Below are 15265 nucleotides of genomic sequence, written 5' to 3'. Positions count from 1 at the left end.
ACGGGCGGTCCGTCGAGGACCTGCGGCTGGTGAAGGGGCGTCACCTGCGGACCGGGGCACTGTACGAGACCGGGTCGAAGGGCTGCGTCAGTCCCAGGCCGCCCCGCCCCGGTCCTCCGCGACCACCATGATGCGCCGCAGCATGTCGTTGAGCAGGGCCCGCTCGTCCGCGTCCAGGACCCCGAGGAGCCGTTCCTCCTCGTGCCCGAGGAAGGCCATCGCGCCGAGCCAGGTCGACCGGCCCTCGTCCGTCAAGACCACGTCGACGCGGCGCCGGTCCGTGGTGGACGGGGTGCGCCGGACGAAGCCGCGGCGCTCGACCGCGTCCAGCCGGCCGGTGACGGACGCGGGGGCGAGGTCGAGGTCGGCGGCCAGTTCGGACGGGGCCGCCGTGCCGCCGCGTCCGGCCAGCTTGTGCAGGGTCTCGAACTCCTGCCGGTCCAGGTCGAAATCGATGAGGGACTGCTCGCGCACCCGGCGCAGGTGGACGGAGAGCTTCTTCATCCGGGTCACCGCGCCCTCGACATCCGGGTCGAGCTCGGGAAGCACGGGTCTCCAGCGCTCCACGTGCCCGTCGGTCCAGTCGCGTCGCTCCATGGCGCTCAGCCTACGCGGGCGCCTTCGAGGACGGCGGGGAAGTCTTTCGGAAGCGAAATTCTTGTTGACGGGTACTTCGGTACCGAAATAGATTGCCGCCCATGACCCACCCCTTGAGGACGCGCTCGTTCCGGCTGCTCTTCATCGGCCGCTCCCTGTCGATGCTGGGCGACTCCGCGATCCCGGCCGCGCTCACCCTCGCCGTCTATCTGGCCACCGGTTCGAACAGCGCCCTCGCCCTGGTGCTGGGGTGCGCGATGGTGCCCAAGCTGCTGCTGCTCCCGCTGGGCGGTGTCGTCGGTGACCGCTTCAACGCCCGCACGGTGGCCCTGACCACCGATCTCGTGCGGTGCGCGACGCAGCTCTTCGTCGGTGCCGAACTGCTCTCCGGCACCCCGGCCCTCTGGCAGATCGCCCTGGCCGAGGCGGTCGGCGGCGCCGCCGGGGCCTTCGCGATGCCGACCTCGTCGCCGCTGGTCCGGGGCACCGTGGACGAGTCGGCGCTGCTGCGCGCCAACACGCTGATGGCGGTGGCCTCCGGGACCGCGCGGATCGGCGGGCCGGCCGTCGCCGGGGCCCTGATCCTCACGGCCGGGCCGGGCTGGGCCTTCGTGCTGGACGGCGCCAGCTTCGCGGTCAGCGCCGCCCTGCTGTACGTGATCCGGGTCCGCCACGTCCCGATCCCCCGGCGCTCCCTGCTCGGCGACCTCAAGGCCGGCTGGACCGAGGTCCGCGGCCGTGACTGGTACTGGACGAGCCTGATCGCGCACGCCGTCTGGAACGGGGCGGCGGCCGTGCTGACCACGCTCGGCCCGGCCCTCTTCCTGCACGGCCCGGGCGGCAAGGGGGCCTGGGTCGTGCTCCTCCAGACCGGGGCGGTGGGCCTGCTGGCCGGCTCGCTGGTGGCCGCCCGCATCCGGCCCCGCCGGGCGGTCCTGGCCGCCAACCTCGCCGGCGCGCTGTACGTGCTGCCGCTCTGCCTGCTGGCCGCGCACGCCCCGGTGGCCGTCTCGCTCACCGCGTACGGGATCGCCATGGCCGGTCTCGGCTTCCTCAACCCGGTCTGGGAGACCGCCGTCCAGTCCGCGGTGCCGCCGCAGGCCCTGGCCAGGGTCACCTCGTACGACTGGCTGCTCTCGCTGGCCGCGATGCCCCTCGGCTACACCCTCGCCCCGCTCGCCGCCTCCGCCTGGAACACGGAGGTCCCGCTCGCCGCGGCCGGGCTGCTGGCGGGCGCCGCCTGCGCGGCCACCGCCGCGGTGCCGGGCGTACGGCGCTTCGGGGCACCCGCCGCCGGCGCGGCGCGGGAGACCGGGGCGCCGGCGGGGACGACGCCCGCGGCGAGGTAGCGGGCGCGGCCCGGATACGCTCGGGCCGTGGTGAAGGAAGAGAAGAACGCGAAGGCCGCCAAGGCCCCCCGGAGCGAGCAGACCCGCGCGCTGATCCTCGAAACGGCGCTCCGGCTCTTCCAGGAACGCGGTTACGACCGGACCACCATGCGGGCCATCGCCCAGGAGGCGGGCGTCTCCGTGGGGAACGCCTACTACTACTTCTCGTCCAAGGAGCACCTGGTCCAGGGGTTCTACGACCGGCTCGCCGCCGAGCACGCGGAGGCGGTGCGGCCGGTCCTGGACGGCGAGAAGGAGCTCGCGGCCCGGCTGCGCGGGGTGCTGCTGGCCTGGCTGGACGTGGCGGAGCCGTACCGCCCCTTCGCCACACAGTTCTTCAAGAACGCCGCCGATCCGGAGAGCCCGCTCAGCCCGTTCTCACCGGAGTCGGCCACCGCGCGCGAGGCGGTCATCGCGATCCACGCGCGCTGCCTGAACGGCTCCACCACCCGGACGGACCCCGAACTGACCCCGCTGCTCCCGCGGTTGATGTGGCTCGCGCACATGGGCCTGGTGCTGTTCTGGGTGTACGACCGGACGGCCGGCGCCGCCCGCAGCCGCCGGCTGGTCACGCGTACGGTCCCGATCGCCGCGCGCGCCCTGGCGGTGTCCCGGTTCCGGGTGCTGCGGCCGCTGGTGCGGCAGGTGCACGAGGTGCTGGAGGAGTTCCTGCCGGAAACGACGGCGCGGGCGGCCGGACCGCTGAAGTCCTAGCCGCCCGCGCGTCGTCGCAGGGGTGGATCAGATCCAGCCGAGCTCCCACAGGCGCCAGACGCCCGTGCCGTCGGAGAGGTACTGCGAGCCGGAGACGTCCGACTTGGCGATGACGTAGTCCTTCTTCTGCCACAGCGGCACCAGCGGCACGTCCTCGCCGACCAGCTTCTGGAGATCCTTGAAGTCCCCCGAGGCCCGGCTGCGGTCGCTGTACTGCAGCGTGGCGCCGATCAGGTCGTCCATCTTCTTGCTGGTGTAGCCGTTGTGGAGGGTGTTGTCGCGGCCGACGAGCGGCTGGCTGAAGGTGTCGGGGTCCGGGTAGTCGGGGAGCCAGCCGACGGTGTACATGTCGTACTTACCCGCCGCGTAGTCCTTCTGGAACTGGGTCCACTCGACGGCCTTGATCGACACCTTGAAGAGTCCGGTGGAGTTCAGCTGACGCTGGATCTCCTTGGTCTCGTCGACGTACTGGTCACCCTCGCGGTAGCCGAAGGTCAGGGCCAGCGGCGTCTGGACGCCGACCTCGTCCATGAGCGCCTTCGCCCGCTTGGAGTCCGGCGAGGGGTAGGCGTCGAAGAACGGGGTGCTGTGCCCGATGGTGCCCTGCGGGATCAGCGAGTAGAGCGGTTCGACGGTGCCCTTGTAGACCTTGCTCACCAGCGGGCCGCGGTCGATGACCGCCGCGATGGCCTGGCGGACCCTGCGGTCGGCGAGCGGGGCGTCCTTGCGGACGTTGAAGACGAGGTTGCGGATCTCGGCGCTGTCCGCCTCGGTGACGCGCTTGTCGGTGTCGCCCGGATTCAGCTCGGCGAGCGCCGACGGCGGCAGCTGACGGTGCGTCACATCGACCTGGCCGGACTTCCAGGCCGAGAGGAGGTCGTCGGACTCCTTGTAGTACCGCACGGTGACCGGCTCGCCGGTCCTGGAGATCGCCCCCTTGTACCGCGAGTTCGGCACGAGTTCGGCCTTCACACCGTCCTCGTAGGACTTCAGGACGTACGGCCCCGAGCCCATCACGTTGCCGTCGTTGCGCAGCTTGTGCTCCGCGTAGGAGTCCTTCTCCACGATCGCGCCGGCGCCCGTGGCGATCTTCTGCGGGAAGGTCGCGTCACGCGCGGAGAGGTTGAAGGTGATGGTCCGGCCCTCGGTGACCACGTTCTTCAGGCTGGGGAACAGGACCGAGGGACCGGCGTCCACCTTCATCTCCAGCATCCGGTCGAACGAGTACTTGACGTCCTCGGCGGTGACCTCGTCACCGTTGGAGAACGTCAGGTCGTCACGGAGCTTGCACTGGTACGTCTGGAGCTTGCCGCCGATGAAGCCGCAGCTCTCGGCCGCGTCCGGCTCGGGGACGATCCCGCCGGACTTGAACGTCATCAGGGACTGGTAGACGTTGCTGTACATCGCCCAGGAACCCGCGTCGTAGGCGCCCGCCGGGTCGAGCGACGTCACCGCGTCGGTCGTACCGACGACGATCGGATCGGAGTTCCCCTCGTCCGAGGGAAGGAGTTGCCAGGCGACCACGCCTGCGATGACCAATACCGCGAAAATCGCGAGAATCCGTAGCCGGATCGACCGCATTGACGTGCTCTCCCTTAACAGCCCCACCTCGGTGTCGCGCTCAGATACGCAGATCACCGCACGTTCGCGCCCAGCAAATCACACGATTTTCACATCTGGAAGGGGAGAACAGAGGCTCATAGCCAATTGTTTGTCAGTCGAAACCTTTGACACTGAAGCCGAATACAGAGGGTTCCCGAACGGTCACCGGTTCCGCCATTTCGCGTGCGTACGAGGGTGATTACGCCTGCCGGGAGGCGAGCTCGACCACGGTGATGTCGGACGGCGCGCCGACCCGCACGGGAGGACCCCAGGCACCGGCGCCCCGGGTGACGTAGAGCTGGGTGTCGCCGTAGCGTTCGAGTCCGGCGACCGTCGGGTTGGACAGCTCCGCCACGTAGTTGCCCGGCCACAGCTGGCCGCCGTGGGTGTGCCCGGACAGCTGCAGGTCCACGCCGTGCTCGACGGCCTCGTCGATCACCACGGGCTGGTGGGCCATGAGCACGACCGCGCGGGCGGGGTCGCGGTCCCCGAGGGCGCGGGCGAAATCCGGGCCCTGTCCTTCGCTCTCGCCCGCGATGTCATTGACCCCGGCCAGATCGAAACCGCCGGTCTCCACCCGGGCGTTCTCCAGCGGGTGCAGCCCCAATTCCCTTACATGATCAACCCATTGGGCGGCGCCGGAGTAGTACTCGTGATTGCCGGTGACAAAGAACGCGCCGTGCCGGGCGCGGAGGCCGGCAAGCGGTTCGGCGGCCGGACCGAGATCGGCGACCGAACCGTCCACCAGATCACCGACGACCGCGATGAGATCGGGCTGCGTCCGGTTGACCGCGTCCACGATCCGCTGCGTATGGGAGCGGCCCAGGATCGGACCCAGGTGAATATCGCTGACGACGGCGACCCGGAAACCGTGGGCGGACCTCGGCAGCCGGGCGAGCGGCACGGTGACCCGCTTCACCCGGGGCCCGCGCAGCACGCCGTACGTCCCGTAGCCCACGGTGCCCAGGCCGGCCACGGCGGCGGCACCCCCGACCGCCCGCGCCACGAACAGCCGCCGCGACGGGGCGTGGAGGGCGGGCGCGACGGGCTCCGGCCCGGGCGCGGCCCGCGGCGCCGGCGCCGGTACGGGGACGGGCGCGGATTCCCGTACGGGGGCCGGACCGCCGCCGCCCGGCGCGCGAGCCACCGGCGCAGCAGGGGGCGTACGGCCTCGCCGACGAGCAGGGCGAGCGTCAGGTAGAGCAGCGCGGCGAGCCAGAGGTAGCCGGGCCAGGCCAGCGCCCGCTGGAGCGGGAAGGGCGCGCCCGCCGGTCCGGCGGCCAGGGCTCCGACGCTGAGCAGCGGCAGCACGTACGCGGCGATCGTGCCGGCCCTGCGCCAGGGGCTGCCCTGGGCCGTCGTGTCACCGACGAACCGGCGCCACAGATAGCGGTGCACAGCCGCCAGCAAGGCGAGCACCACGACCGCCGCCAGCACGGCCCCCACGACCCGCATGTCCCGCTCCCCCGCCCCGTTCGTCCCGGTACCGCCTGATTCAGGCCCCGGTCGGGACCAGTGATTTCAAGCCTTTTCGGTACGCAGGGCCCTGACGCCCCGGAACCCGATCCAGCCCACGGCCGTCCCCAGGAGAAAGGACGTGATGGCGAGCAGCAGATGCACCCAGAAGTACGCGGTCGGGTCACCGGCGTCGTCGAAGGCGAGGCCGCTGCCGTCCTTCCACAAGTTTTTAGCGAAGGTGACCCAGATGACCCACGACCACGCCCCGAAGGCGAGCAGGAACCAGGAGACCGGGCGGCTGAGCTTCATGGATTCAGTATCGCCGCCGCGCTCCGGGGGGCTCGGGCGGGGTGGTCCGTACCGGCGGTCCGCCCGGCGGGTCATGCTGCCAGTACATATATTCACATCAACTGCATGTACGTTTTCGACCGTGCCAGCTCTCAAGAAGGCCGCGTTGGCGGTCACCTCTGCCGCCCTGCTGTCCGCTTTCGCCGTCACGCCCGCCTCCGCGGCCGACGGGGACGACGACGCCCCCAAGCCTCCCGCGACCATGTCGCAGGTGGGCGGCGCGCAGCTGGGGCGGACCGGCACCCAGGTCAACCTCGGGCCCGGCGCCCCGGTGCTGCCCAAGAAGCTGACGGGCCGGTCGTGGATGGTCTCGGACGCGGAGACCGGCGAGGTGCTCGCCGCGCACAACGCGCACTGGCGGCTGCCCCCGGCGTCCACGCTGAAGATGCTCTTCGCGGACACCCTGCTCGACGATCCGGCGCTCCTGCCGAAGACGCGGGAGTACACGGTGAAGGACGAGGACCTCGCCGGCATGGGCGAGGGCAGCAGCCTCGTCGGCATCAAGGAGGACCTCAGCTACACGGTGCACGACCTGTGGCTCGGGGTCTTCCTGCGCTCGGGGAACGACGCGGTGCACGTACTGGCCTCGATGTACGGCGGTGTGCCGAAGACCGTCCGGGCCATGCAGGACCGCGCGGTGGAGCTCCAGGCGCTGGACACGAACGTGGTGTCGCCCGACGGGTACGACGCGCCCGAGCAGGTCTCCAGCGCGTACGACCTCTCGCTCTTCGCCCGCGACGGGCTCCAGAACGCGGACTTCCGGGAGTACTGCTCGACCGCCACCGCGCAGTTCCCCGGCGAGAAGAAGAAGGGCGAGAAGCGCGAGACCTTCGGCATCCAGAACACCAACCGGCTGCTCACCGGGGCCGACGGCGTCACCGCGTACAAGGGCATCGCGGGCGTCAAGAACGGCTACACCACGCACGCCGGCAACACCTTCACCGGCGTCGCGGAGCAGGGCGGCAAGGTCCTCCTGGTCACCGTCATGCACCCGGCCGACGACGAGACGCACGCGGTGTACAAGGAGGCGGCCCGGCTCCTGGACTGGGGGTTCGCCGCGACCGGCAAGGTCACCCCGGTCGGTGAGCTGGTCGCGCCGAAGTCCGCGGTCACCGGCGACGGCGCGGACACCGCCGGGGCGGGCAAGGGCGCCGAGGCGGACACGGCGGCCACGGACAAGGGCGGCCACGGGCCGGACAAGGCCGCGCGGGCTGCGGCCGCCACCGACGGCTCCAGCGGGGTCGGCATCGCGCTGGGCATCGTCGGCGGGGTGCTGGTCCTCGTGGCGGGCGGGGTCTTCCTGGTCAACCGGCGCTGGCCGCTGCCGGACCTGATGCGTCGCCGTCCTCGCCCGTGACGCGCCGGGCGGCGGGCGTGGAGCCCCCCTCCGCGTCCGCCGCCCGCTCGGCCTCCTTGCCCGGGGTCGCCGTCCAGGCGGCGCAGAACAGCAGCAGCTTCGCCGTGAAGTTGATCCACAGCAGCAGGGCGATCGGCACTCCGAAGGCGCCGTACATGCTCTTGGACGCGACGCCCTTCATATAGCTGCCGAGGAGCAGCTTGAGCAGTTCGAAGCCGACCGCGCCGATCAGCGCGGCCACCATCAGCCGGCGGCGCGGCGGTTCGACGCCGGGCAGCAGCGTCAGCAGATAGAGCAGCAGCAGGAAGTCGGCGGCGACGGCCACCAGCAGGGCGGCGATCCGCAGCAGCACCCCGCCCGCCCCGTCCTCGGGGATGTGGAGCAGGTCGGCGACCCAGCCGACGGCCACCGAGCCGACCGAGGAGATCGCGAGCGTCACCAGCGCCGCACCGCCCAGGCCGAACAGCACCCCGGCGTCCTGGAGCTTCCGCAGGACCGGATTGCCCTCGTCCAGGTCGTCCCTCTCCCAGACCGCGCGCAGGCAGTCCCGCATCGAGCCGATCCAGCCGATGCCGGTGAAGAGCAGCAGCGCACCGGCCACCAGACCCACCGTGCCCGCGTGGGCGACCAGGTTGTCGATGCCGAGCTGGTCGGAGATGCCGGGCACCTGCTCGGCGATCTTGTCCTCGATCGTGTCCAGCTGCTTGTCGGTCAGCAGCGCGGCACCGATCGCCGCGCCGACCGCGATCAGCGGGAAGAGCGCGAGGAAGCTGATGAACGTGATGGCCGCGGCCAGCCGGGCCCAGTGGACCCGCACCAGCGTCTCGTAACTGCGCCAGGCGTGCGTCTCCATCAGCCGGGAGACGAGTGGCCCGATGACGGGGAGTTTCTTCAGCCAGTCCATGGATCACGACTACCCCTCCGGAGCGCCAAAACCGAAGCCCGGTGCGGGGTGCGGGGGATGGCGGCCACTCAATCACCCATTTCGGTGAGTGTTGTAACAAATCCCTCAAAGGTGTTATCCCGGGCGATACGGTCACCCCCATGTCTGTCGACACCGTGTCCCTGACCGGCTGGGGCCGCACCGCCCCGACGACCGCGCTGCGTTTCCGCCCCCGTAGCCACGAGGAGGCCGCGGCGACCGTGCTGGGCTGCGGGCCGCGCGGCTCGATCGCCCGGGGCCTGGGCCGGACGCACGGCGACGCGGCGCAGAACGCCGGGGGTTCGGTCCTCGACATGACGGCACTCGACCGCGTCCGGGCGATCGACGCGGCGGCCGGCCTGGTGGTCTGCGACGCCGGCACGACACTGCACCGGCTGCGCGAGGTGATGCTTCCGCTCGGCTGGTTCCCGCCGGTGGTGCCCGGCGGGCGATACGTCACGGTGGGGGGCGCGATCGGCTCGGACGCGCACGGCGACAACCACCGCGCGGCCGGCTCCTTCTCCCGCCACGTCACGGAGTTCACGCTGCTCACCGCCGACGGCGAGGCGCGTACGGTGCGTCCGGGCACCCCGCTCTTCGACGCGACCGCCGGCGGCCTCGGACTGACCGGCGTCATCCTCTCGGCCACGCTCCGGTTCCGGCCCGTCACCACGGCCCTGATGTCGGTGGACACCGAGCGGGCGGGCGGCCTGGACGACCTGCTGGCCCGGATGGCGCGCGGCCACCGCCCCTACGAGTACGCCCGGATCGACCTCACCGCCCGGGGCCGGGCCACCGGTCGCGGCGTCCTGGTCCGCGCGGACCACGTACCGGTGCAGGCGCTCCCGGCGCACGCCCGGCGCACCGCGCTCGCGCTCGGCCCGGCGCGCCGCCCCGCCGCCCTGCCGCTGCTGCCCCGCCTCTTCGCCCGGCTCTCCGCCGCCGCGCTCAACGAGATCGGCTACCGCTCCGCTCCCCGGTCGCGCACCGGGGAGCTCCAGCCGCTCGGCGCCTTCTTCCGCGCCCTGGACGCCCGGCCCCACAGCAACCGCGTCTCCCCCACCGGCGGCCGCATCCACTACGCGTTCCTGGTCGGGCACGGACAGGAGGAGACGCTGCGGCGGATCGTCGGACGCATCGCCCGCAGCCGCTGCCCGTCCTTCCGGGCGGTGCTCAGGCGGTGCGGCGAGGGCGGCCCCGGCTGGCTGTCGTTCCCCGCGCCCGGCTGGCACCTCTCCCTCGATCTGCCGGCCGGCCTGCCGGGGCTCGCCCGCTTCCTCGACTCGCTGGACGAGGAGGTGGCGGCGGCGGGCGGCCGGGTCTCCCTCACCGAGGACGCCCGGCTGCGCCCCGGCGCGCTCGCCGCGATGTACCCGCGGCTGCCCGACTTCCGGGCGCTGCGGGCCGAACTGGACCCGAACGGGGCGTTCCGCTCGGACCTGTCCCGCCGGCTGTCGCTGTAGACCCCTCTTCCCCTGCAAGGAGCGTTCCCGTGAAGGATGCCTTCGGTGCCCCGCAGTCCCTGCTCGTCCTCGGCGGCACGTCGGAGATCGGGCTCGCCACCGCACGCCGCCTGATCGCCCACCGCACCCGCACGGTGTGGCTGGCCGGCCGGCCCTCGCCCGCCCTGGAGGCCGCGGCGGAGGACCTGCGCCACCGGGGGGCGTACGTGCAGACCGTGGCGTTCGACGCGCTGGACACCGAGTCCCACGAGACGGTCCTCGGCAAGGTCTTCGCCGAGGGCGACATCGACATGGTGCTGCTCGCCTTCGGCATCCCGGGCGACCAGGGGCGCGACGAGGAGGAACCGCTCGCGGCGGTCCGGGTGGCGCAGACGAACTACACCGGCGCGGTCTCCGCCGGTCTGGTGTGCGCGGGCGCGCTCCAGGCGCAGGGGCACGGCTCCCTGGTGGTGCTGTCCTCGGTGGCCGGCGAGCGGGCCCGGCGGGCGGACTTCATCTACGGGTCGAGCAAGGCGGGCCTGGACGTGTTCGCGCAGGGCCTCGGCGACGCGCTGCACGGCACGGGGGTGCACGTGATGGTGGTGCGGCCCGGGCTCGTGGTCCCGGACGCGGCGGCGGTCCGGGGAGCCGGGGGGCCGCTGGCGACGATCCCGTTCACCCGGACGCCGCTGGTGACGACGCCGGGTGCGGTGGCGGACGCGATCGTGGCGGGGCTGCGGAGGCGTTCGGAGACGGTGTGGGTGCCGGGGGCGCTGCGCGCGGTGATGTCCGCGCTGCGGCACGTACCCCGGCCGCTGTTCCGGCGGCTGCCGGTGTGACGGGCGCTACGGGTGCAGCGAGGGCGCGTCCAGGGTGCTGCCGCTCTGCGCGGGGACCGCGGGGCCGGTGCCGCCCGCGCCGAACGGGAACTCGTTGATCTTGCGCCAGACGCGGTCCAGCCGGCCCTGCTCGTACAGCGCGAAGGAGCCGCAGATCCAGGACGCCTCGTAGTCGGCGAGCTCCTCGTACGCCCGGTCCATCGCCGCTTCGGAGATGTCGTGGGCGACGGTCACATGCGGGTGGTACGGGAACTGGAGCTCGCGCACCAGGGGCCCGGAGGCGTCCCGGACCCGCTTCTGGAGCCAGGCGCAGGCCGAGGCGCCCTCGACCACCTGGACGAAGACGACCGGGGACAGCGGGCGGAAGGTGCCCGTGCCGGCCAGCCGCATCGGGAAGGGGCGGCCGCCGGTCGCGATCGAGGCGAGGTGCGCCTCGATCGCGGGCAGGTCGGCGGCCTCGGCCTCGGTCGGCGGCAGGAGGGTGACGTGGGTGGGAATGCCGTGTGCGGCAGGGTCCCCGAAGCTCGCGCGGCGTTCCTGGAGCAGGCTGCCGTAGGGCTCCGGGACCGCGATCGAAACGCCGAGCGTTACGGTCCCCACGTCGTTCTCCTCAATCCTCGGTGGTCTGTTTTCAGCCACGGGCGGCCGCAGACTTCACGCCGCAAGTGTGCCGCCTGCGAGCCCTGTGCCGCCAGGGTCCTTGGACTCAGTGCTTGGCGGGCAGAAGGCCCATCCGGTCGTAGGTGAGCGCCAGGGTCTCGGCGGCCACGGCCCGCGCCTTCTCGGCACCCTCGGCCAGGATGGAGTCCAGCGTCTCGGGGTCGTCCAGGTATTCCTGCGTACGCGTGCGGAACGGTGTGACGAAGTCGACCACGACCTCGGCCAGGTCCGTCTTCAGCGCGCCGTAGCCCTTGCCCTCGTACTTCTGCTCCAGCTCCGGCACCGAGGCGTCGGTGAGCGCCGAGTAGATGGCGAGCAGGTTGCTGACGCCGGGCTTCTCGGCCAGGTCGAAGCGGATCACCGTGTCGGTGTCGGTGACGGCGCTCTTCACCTTCTTGGCGGTGGTCTTCGGCTCGTCCAGGAGGTTGATCAGCCCCTTCGGGTTCGCCGTCGACTTGCTCATCTTCGAGGACGGGTCCTGGAGGTCGTAGATCTTCGCCGTCTCCTTGAGGATGTACGGCTCCGGGATCGTGAAGGTGTCGCCGTAGGTGCCGTTGAACCGCTCGGCGAGATCACGGGTCAGCTCCAGGTGCTGGCGCTGGTCCCCGCCCACCGGGACCTCGTCGGCCTGGTAGAGCAGGATGTCGGCGACCATCAGCATCGGGTAGGTGAACAGGCCGACCGAGGTGCGGTCGGCGCTGTGCCGGGCGGACTTGTCCTTGAACTGCGTCATGCGGGACGCCTCGCCGAACCCGGCCAGGCAGTTCATCACCCAGCCCAGCTGGGCGTGTTCGGGCACGTGGCTCTGGACGAACACCGTGCAGCGCTCGGGGTCGACCCCGGCGGCCAGCAGCTGGGCGACGGCGAGCCGGGTGTTGGCCCGCAGCTGCGCCGGGTCCTGCGCGACGGTGATGGCGTGCAGGTCGACGACCATGTAGAAGGCGTCGTGGGACTCCTGCAGGGCCACCCACTGGCGGACCGCGCCGAGGTAGTTGCCGAGGTGGAACGAGCCGGAGGTGGGCTGGATTCCGGATAGCACGCGGGGACGTTCAGAGGCCATGGGCTCATTGTCTCAGGTGTGCGGCCCTTCCCGGGCAGCCGGTGGAGGAATCGCCCGGCGGGCCCGCGCGGCGGAAATCGCGGGCGCGCCGTGAAGTGAAGGTTTCCTCGCGGGAGAACCGACCGACGATACAAAGTGGGCCCAACCCCGGCTTACGCCGCACGACGATCGGAGATCCCGTGTCGACCACGGAAAACGCCCTCGCCTCCGCCGAGGCGCACAGCGCGCACAACTACCACCCGCTGCCCGTCGTCGTCGCCACGGCGGACGGGGCCTGGATGACCGATGTCGAGGGGCGCCGCTACCTCGACATGCTCGCCGGATACTCGGCACTCAATTTCGGCCACACCAACCGCCGGCTGATCGACGCGGCGCGGGCGCAGCTGGAGCGGGTGACGCTCACCTCCCGGGCCTTCCACCACGACCGCTTCGCGGACTTCTGTACGCGCCTGGCGGAGCTGTGCGGCATGGAGATGGTGCTCCCGATGAACACCGGGGCGGAGGCCGTCGAGACGGCGGTGAAGACCGCCCGCAAGTGGGGCTACCGGGTCAAGGGCGTCCCGGACGGCATGGCGAAGATCATCGTCGCCGCCGACAACTTCCACGGCCGCACGACCACCGTCATCAGTTTCTCCACGGACCCGGAGGCCCGTGCCGACTTCGGCCCGTACACCCCCGGTTTCGAGATCGTGCCGTACGGGGATCTCACCGCGATGCGCGAGGCCATGACGGAGAACACCGTGGCCGTGCTGATCGAGCCGATCCAGGGCGAGGCGGGCGTGCTGGTGCCGCCGCCCGGCTATCTCGCCGGGGTGCGGGAGCTGACCCGCGAGCGGAACGTGCTGTTCGTCGCGGACGAGATCCAGTCCGGTCTGGGCCGGACCGGGAAGACCTTCGCCTGCGAGCACGAGGGCGTCGTCCCCGACATGTACCTCCTCGGCAAGGCGCTCGGCGGCGGCGTCGTGCCGGTGTCGGCCGTGGTGTCGTCGGCGGCGGTGCTCGGCGTGTTCCGCCCCGGGGAGCACGGCTCGACGTTCGGCGGCAACCCGCTGGCCTGCGCGGTGGCGCTGGAGGTCATCGCGATGCTGAACACCGGCGAGTACCAGCAGCGCGCCGCCGAACTGGGCGACCACCTCCACCACGAGCTGGGGCTGCTGGCGGGCGGGGGCGCGGTGCGGGCCGTACGGGGACGCGGGCTGTGGGCGGGCGTGGACGTCGAGCCGGAGCTGGGCACGGGCCGCGAGATCTCCGAACGGCTGATGGAGCGCCGGGTCCTGGTGAAGGACACCCACGGCTCCACGATCCGGATCGCGCCGCCGCTGGTGATCGGCAAGGAGGACCTGGACTGGGGGCTCGACCAGCTGCGGGAGGTGCTGCGGGGCTGAACCGGGGCGGGCGCGGGCCGGGAGCACGGCCCGGGTGAGCCCGCCCCCTCAGCTCAGCACCCGCAGCAGCGCCTCCAGCGCCCCCGTCCACGCGCTGTCCGCCGGGGTGCCGTAGCCGATGACCAGCGCCTCGCGTTTCAGTGCGGCGTCCGGGTGGCGGTAGAAGGCCAGGCCCTCGACCGCGAGGCCCTGCCAGGCCGCCGCCCGGATCACCTCGGCCTCGCCGCCCTCCGGGAGTTCGAGGACGGCGTGCAGCCCGGCGGCGATCCCGCTGACCCGGATCCGCGGGGCGCGCTCGGCCAGCGCCGCGACGAGCTGGTCGCGCCGGTTGCGGTAGCGCAGCCGCATGGACCGCACGTGCCGGTCGTACGCCCCCGAGGCCATGAACTCCGCGAGCGTCAGCTGGTCCAGCGCGCCCGGTGCCCAGTCGCTCGCCCCCTTCGCCTCGGCGACCGCGGGCGCCAGGGCGCGCGGCACCACCATCCAGCCGAGCCGCAGCCCCGGTGCCAGGGACTTGCTGGCGGTGCCCAGGTAGACGACGCGTTCCGGGTCCAGGCCCTGGAGGGCTCCGACCGGCTGGCGGTCGTACCGGAACTCGCCGTCGTAGTCGTCCTCCAGGATCAGCCCGCCGGTGGCCCGGGCCCAGTCGACGGCCGCCGCCCGCCGGTCCGGGTGGAGCGGAACGCCCGTGGGGAACTGGTGCGCGGGGGTCAGCAGGACCGCGCCCGCGTGGCGCAGGGTGTGCAGCTCGCCGGTCCGGGTGCCGAGCTCGTCGAGCGGCAGGCAGGGGATGCGCAGCCCGGCCTCGGTGAGCAGACGGGTGTGGACGCCGAGACCGTACGACTCGACGGCCACCTCCCGCACCCGGCGCCCGCGCAGCACCTTGCCGAGCAGCATCAGGCCGTGCACGAATCCGGAGCAGACGATGATCCGGTCCGGGTCGGCGTACACCCCGCGCGCCCGGGCCAGATATTCGGCGAGGACGGTGCGCAGCTCGATCCGGCCGCGCGGGTCGCCGTAGCCGAAGGCGTCGTTCGGCGCGGCGGACAGGGCGCGCCGGGCGGCCTTCAGCCACTCGGCGCGCGGAAAGGTGGCCAGATCCGGGGTGCCCGGCTTCAGGCTGTACGCGGGTGCGCCGCGCGGCGGCCTGGCGCGGGGGGCCTCCGGTGCCGCCGGGGGCCGGGGGTCGGCGCGGCGTGCCACCCGGGTGCCGGAGCCCTGGCGGGCGGTGAGCCAGCCCTCGGCGACGAGCTCCGCGTAGGCGTCGGCGACGGTGTTGCGGGCGACGCCCAGGTCGGCGGCGAGGGTGCGGGAGGACGGCAGGCGGGTCCCGGGCGCCAGGCGGCCGGTGCGGACGGCCTCGCGCAGGGCGTCCATCAGGCCGGCCCGCAGACCGGTCGAGCCGGTCGGGTCGAGATGGAGGTCGGCGCCGAAAGTGGCCCAGGCATCTGTCATGGAAATGGACCATACCGCTGCGCCACTCTCCCCGTAGC

13 protein-coding genes and 1 pseudogene are annotated in these 15265 nt (G+C 72.3%); 6 read left to right on the top strand and 8 right to left on the bottom strand.

Features of this window, described 5'->3' with window-relative positions; genetic code table 11:
- Positions 1-87: 87 nt before the first annotated feature.
- Positions 88-597 (bottom strand): MarR family winged helix-turn-helix transcriptional regulator, encoded by a 510-nt coding sequence (locus ACLQ2N_RS26935; protein ID WP_425816745.1) that lies wholly within the window; start codon positions 595-597, stop codon positions 88-90.
- A 101-nt stretch (positions 598-698) separates the two neighbouring features.
- On the opposite strand from ACLQ2N_RS26935, the gene ACLQ2N_RS26930 reads away from it, so the two are divergent.
- Together ACLQ2N_RS26930 and ACLQ2N_RS26925 are read left to right on the top strand one after the other, a co-directional pair.
- Positions 699-1946: an MFS transporter gene (locus ACLQ2N_RS26930; RefSeq protein WP_425816743.1), complete on the top strand. Its 1248-nt coding sequence runs from the start codon at positions 699-701 to the stop codon at positions 1944-1946.
- Between the two features lie 27 nt (positions 1947-1973).
- Positions 1974-2699: a TetR/AcrR family transcriptional regulator gene (locus tag ACLQ2N_RS26925; protein ID WP_425816741.1), complete on the top strand. Its 726-nt coding sequence runs from the start codon at positions 1974-1976 to the stop codon at positions 2697-2699.
- A 27-nt stretch (positions 2700-2726) separates the two neighbouring features.
- Here ACLQ2N_RS26925 and ACLQ2N_RS26920 read toward each other — a convergent pair whose 3' ends face one another.
- The 3 genes and pseudogenes from ACLQ2N_RS26920 to ACLQ2N_RS26910 all read right to left on the bottom strand — a co-directional run bounded on the left by ACLQ2N_RS26920 (position 2727) and on the right by ACLQ2N_RS26910 (position 6068).
- Complete coding sequence (locus ACLQ2N_RS26920) at positions 2727-4280, bottom strand: ABC transporter substrate-binding protein (RefSeq protein WP_425816739.1); 1554 nt, start codon at positions 4278-4280, stop codon at positions 2727-2729.
- A gap of 220 nt (positions 4281-4500) precedes the next feature.
- Positions 4501-5756: pseudogene (locus ACLQ2N_RS26915) on the bottom strand (metallophosphoesterase).
- A gap of 66 nt (positions 5757-5822) precedes the next feature.
- Positions 5823-6068 (bottom strand): SCO4848 family membrane protein, encoded by a 246-nt coding sequence (locus ACLQ2N_RS26910; protein ID WP_203602060.1) that lies wholly within the window; start codon positions 6066-6068, stop codon positions 5823-5825.
- A gap of 121 nt (positions 6069-6189) precedes the next feature.
- Between ACLQ2N_RS26910 and ACLQ2N_RS26905 the strand changes: the two genes are divergently transcribed.
- Positions 6190-7464: a D-alanyl-D-alanine carboxypeptidase family protein gene (locus ACLQ2N_RS26905; RefSeq protein WP_425816737.1), complete on the top strand. Its 1275-nt coding sequence runs from the start codon at positions 6190-6192 to the stop codon at positions 7462-7464.
- Here ACLQ2N_RS26905 and ACLQ2N_RS26900 read toward each other — a convergent pair.
- Positions 7412-8368, bottom strand: coding sequence for a YihY/virulence factor BrkB family protein (locus ACLQ2N_RS26900; RefSeq protein ID WP_425816735.1), 957 nt, complete (start codon positions 8366-8368; stop codon positions 7412-7414). The two genes, ACLQ2N_RS26905 and ACLQ2N_RS26900, sit on opposite strands and share 53 nt — an antisense overlap.
- A 140-nt stretch (positions 8369-8508) precedes the next feature.
- Here ACLQ2N_RS26900 and ACLQ2N_RS26895 point away from each other — a divergent pair, with 140 nt between their 5' ends.
- Positions 8509-9849, top strand: coding sequence for an FAD-binding oxidoreductase (locus ACLQ2N_RS26895; protein ID WP_425816733.1), 1341 nt, complete (start codon positions 8509-8511; stop codon positions 9847-9849).
- A 29-nt stretch (positions 9850-9878) separates the two neighbouring features.
- Positions 9879-10667 carry a decaprenylphospho-beta-D-erythro-pentofuranosid-2-ulose 2-reductase gene (locus ACLQ2N_RS26890; protein WP_425816731.1) on the top strand — a complete coding sequence of 263 codons (789 nt, stop codon included), beginning with the start codon at positions 9879-9881 and terminating at the stop codon, positions 10665-10667.
- Between the two features lie 6 nt (positions 10668-10673).
- On the opposite strand, the gene ACLQ2N_RS26885 is transcribed toward ACLQ2N_RS26890, so the two are convergent.
- Positions 10674-11267 (bottom strand): 2'-5' RNA ligase family protein, encoded by a 594-nt coding sequence (locus ACLQ2N_RS26885; RefSeq protein WP_425816729.1) that lies wholly within the window; start codon positions 11265-11267, stop codon positions 10674-10676.
- 106 nt (positions 11268-11373) lie between these two features.
- Complete coding sequence (gene trpS, locus ACLQ2N_RS26880) at positions 11374-12387, bottom strand: tryptophan--tRNA ligase (protein ID WP_425816727.1); 1014 nt, start codon at positions 12385-12387, stop codon at positions 11374-11376.
- 179 nt (positions 12388-12566) lie between these two features.
- Between trpS and rocD the strand changes: the two genes are divergently transcribed.
- A complete protein-coding gene (gene rocD / locus ACLQ2N_RS26875; RefSeq protein WP_425816725.1) occupies positions 12567-13772 on the top strand; it encodes an ornithine--oxo-acid transaminase in 1206 nt (401 codons plus the stop codon).
- Positions 13773-13820: 48 nt separating this feature from the next.
- Here the strand turns inward: rocD and ACLQ2N_RS26870 are convergent, their stop codons facing one another.
- Positions 13821-15227: a PLP-dependent aminotransferase family protein gene (locus ACLQ2N_RS26870; protein ID WP_425816723.1), complete on the bottom strand. Its 1407-nt coding sequence runs from the start codon at positions 15225-15227 to the stop codon at positions 13821-13823.
- Between the last annotated feature and the right edge of the window lie 38 nt (positions 15228-15265).

This window comes from Streptomyces sp. DT224 (assembly GCF_049844595.1).
Lineage (GTDB): Bacteria > Actinomycetota > Actinomycetes > Streptomycetales > Streptomycetaceae > Streptomyces.
The sequence above is the reverse complement of the archived record's forward strand: the minus strand, read 5'-3'. Positions and strand labels throughout refer to the sequence as shown.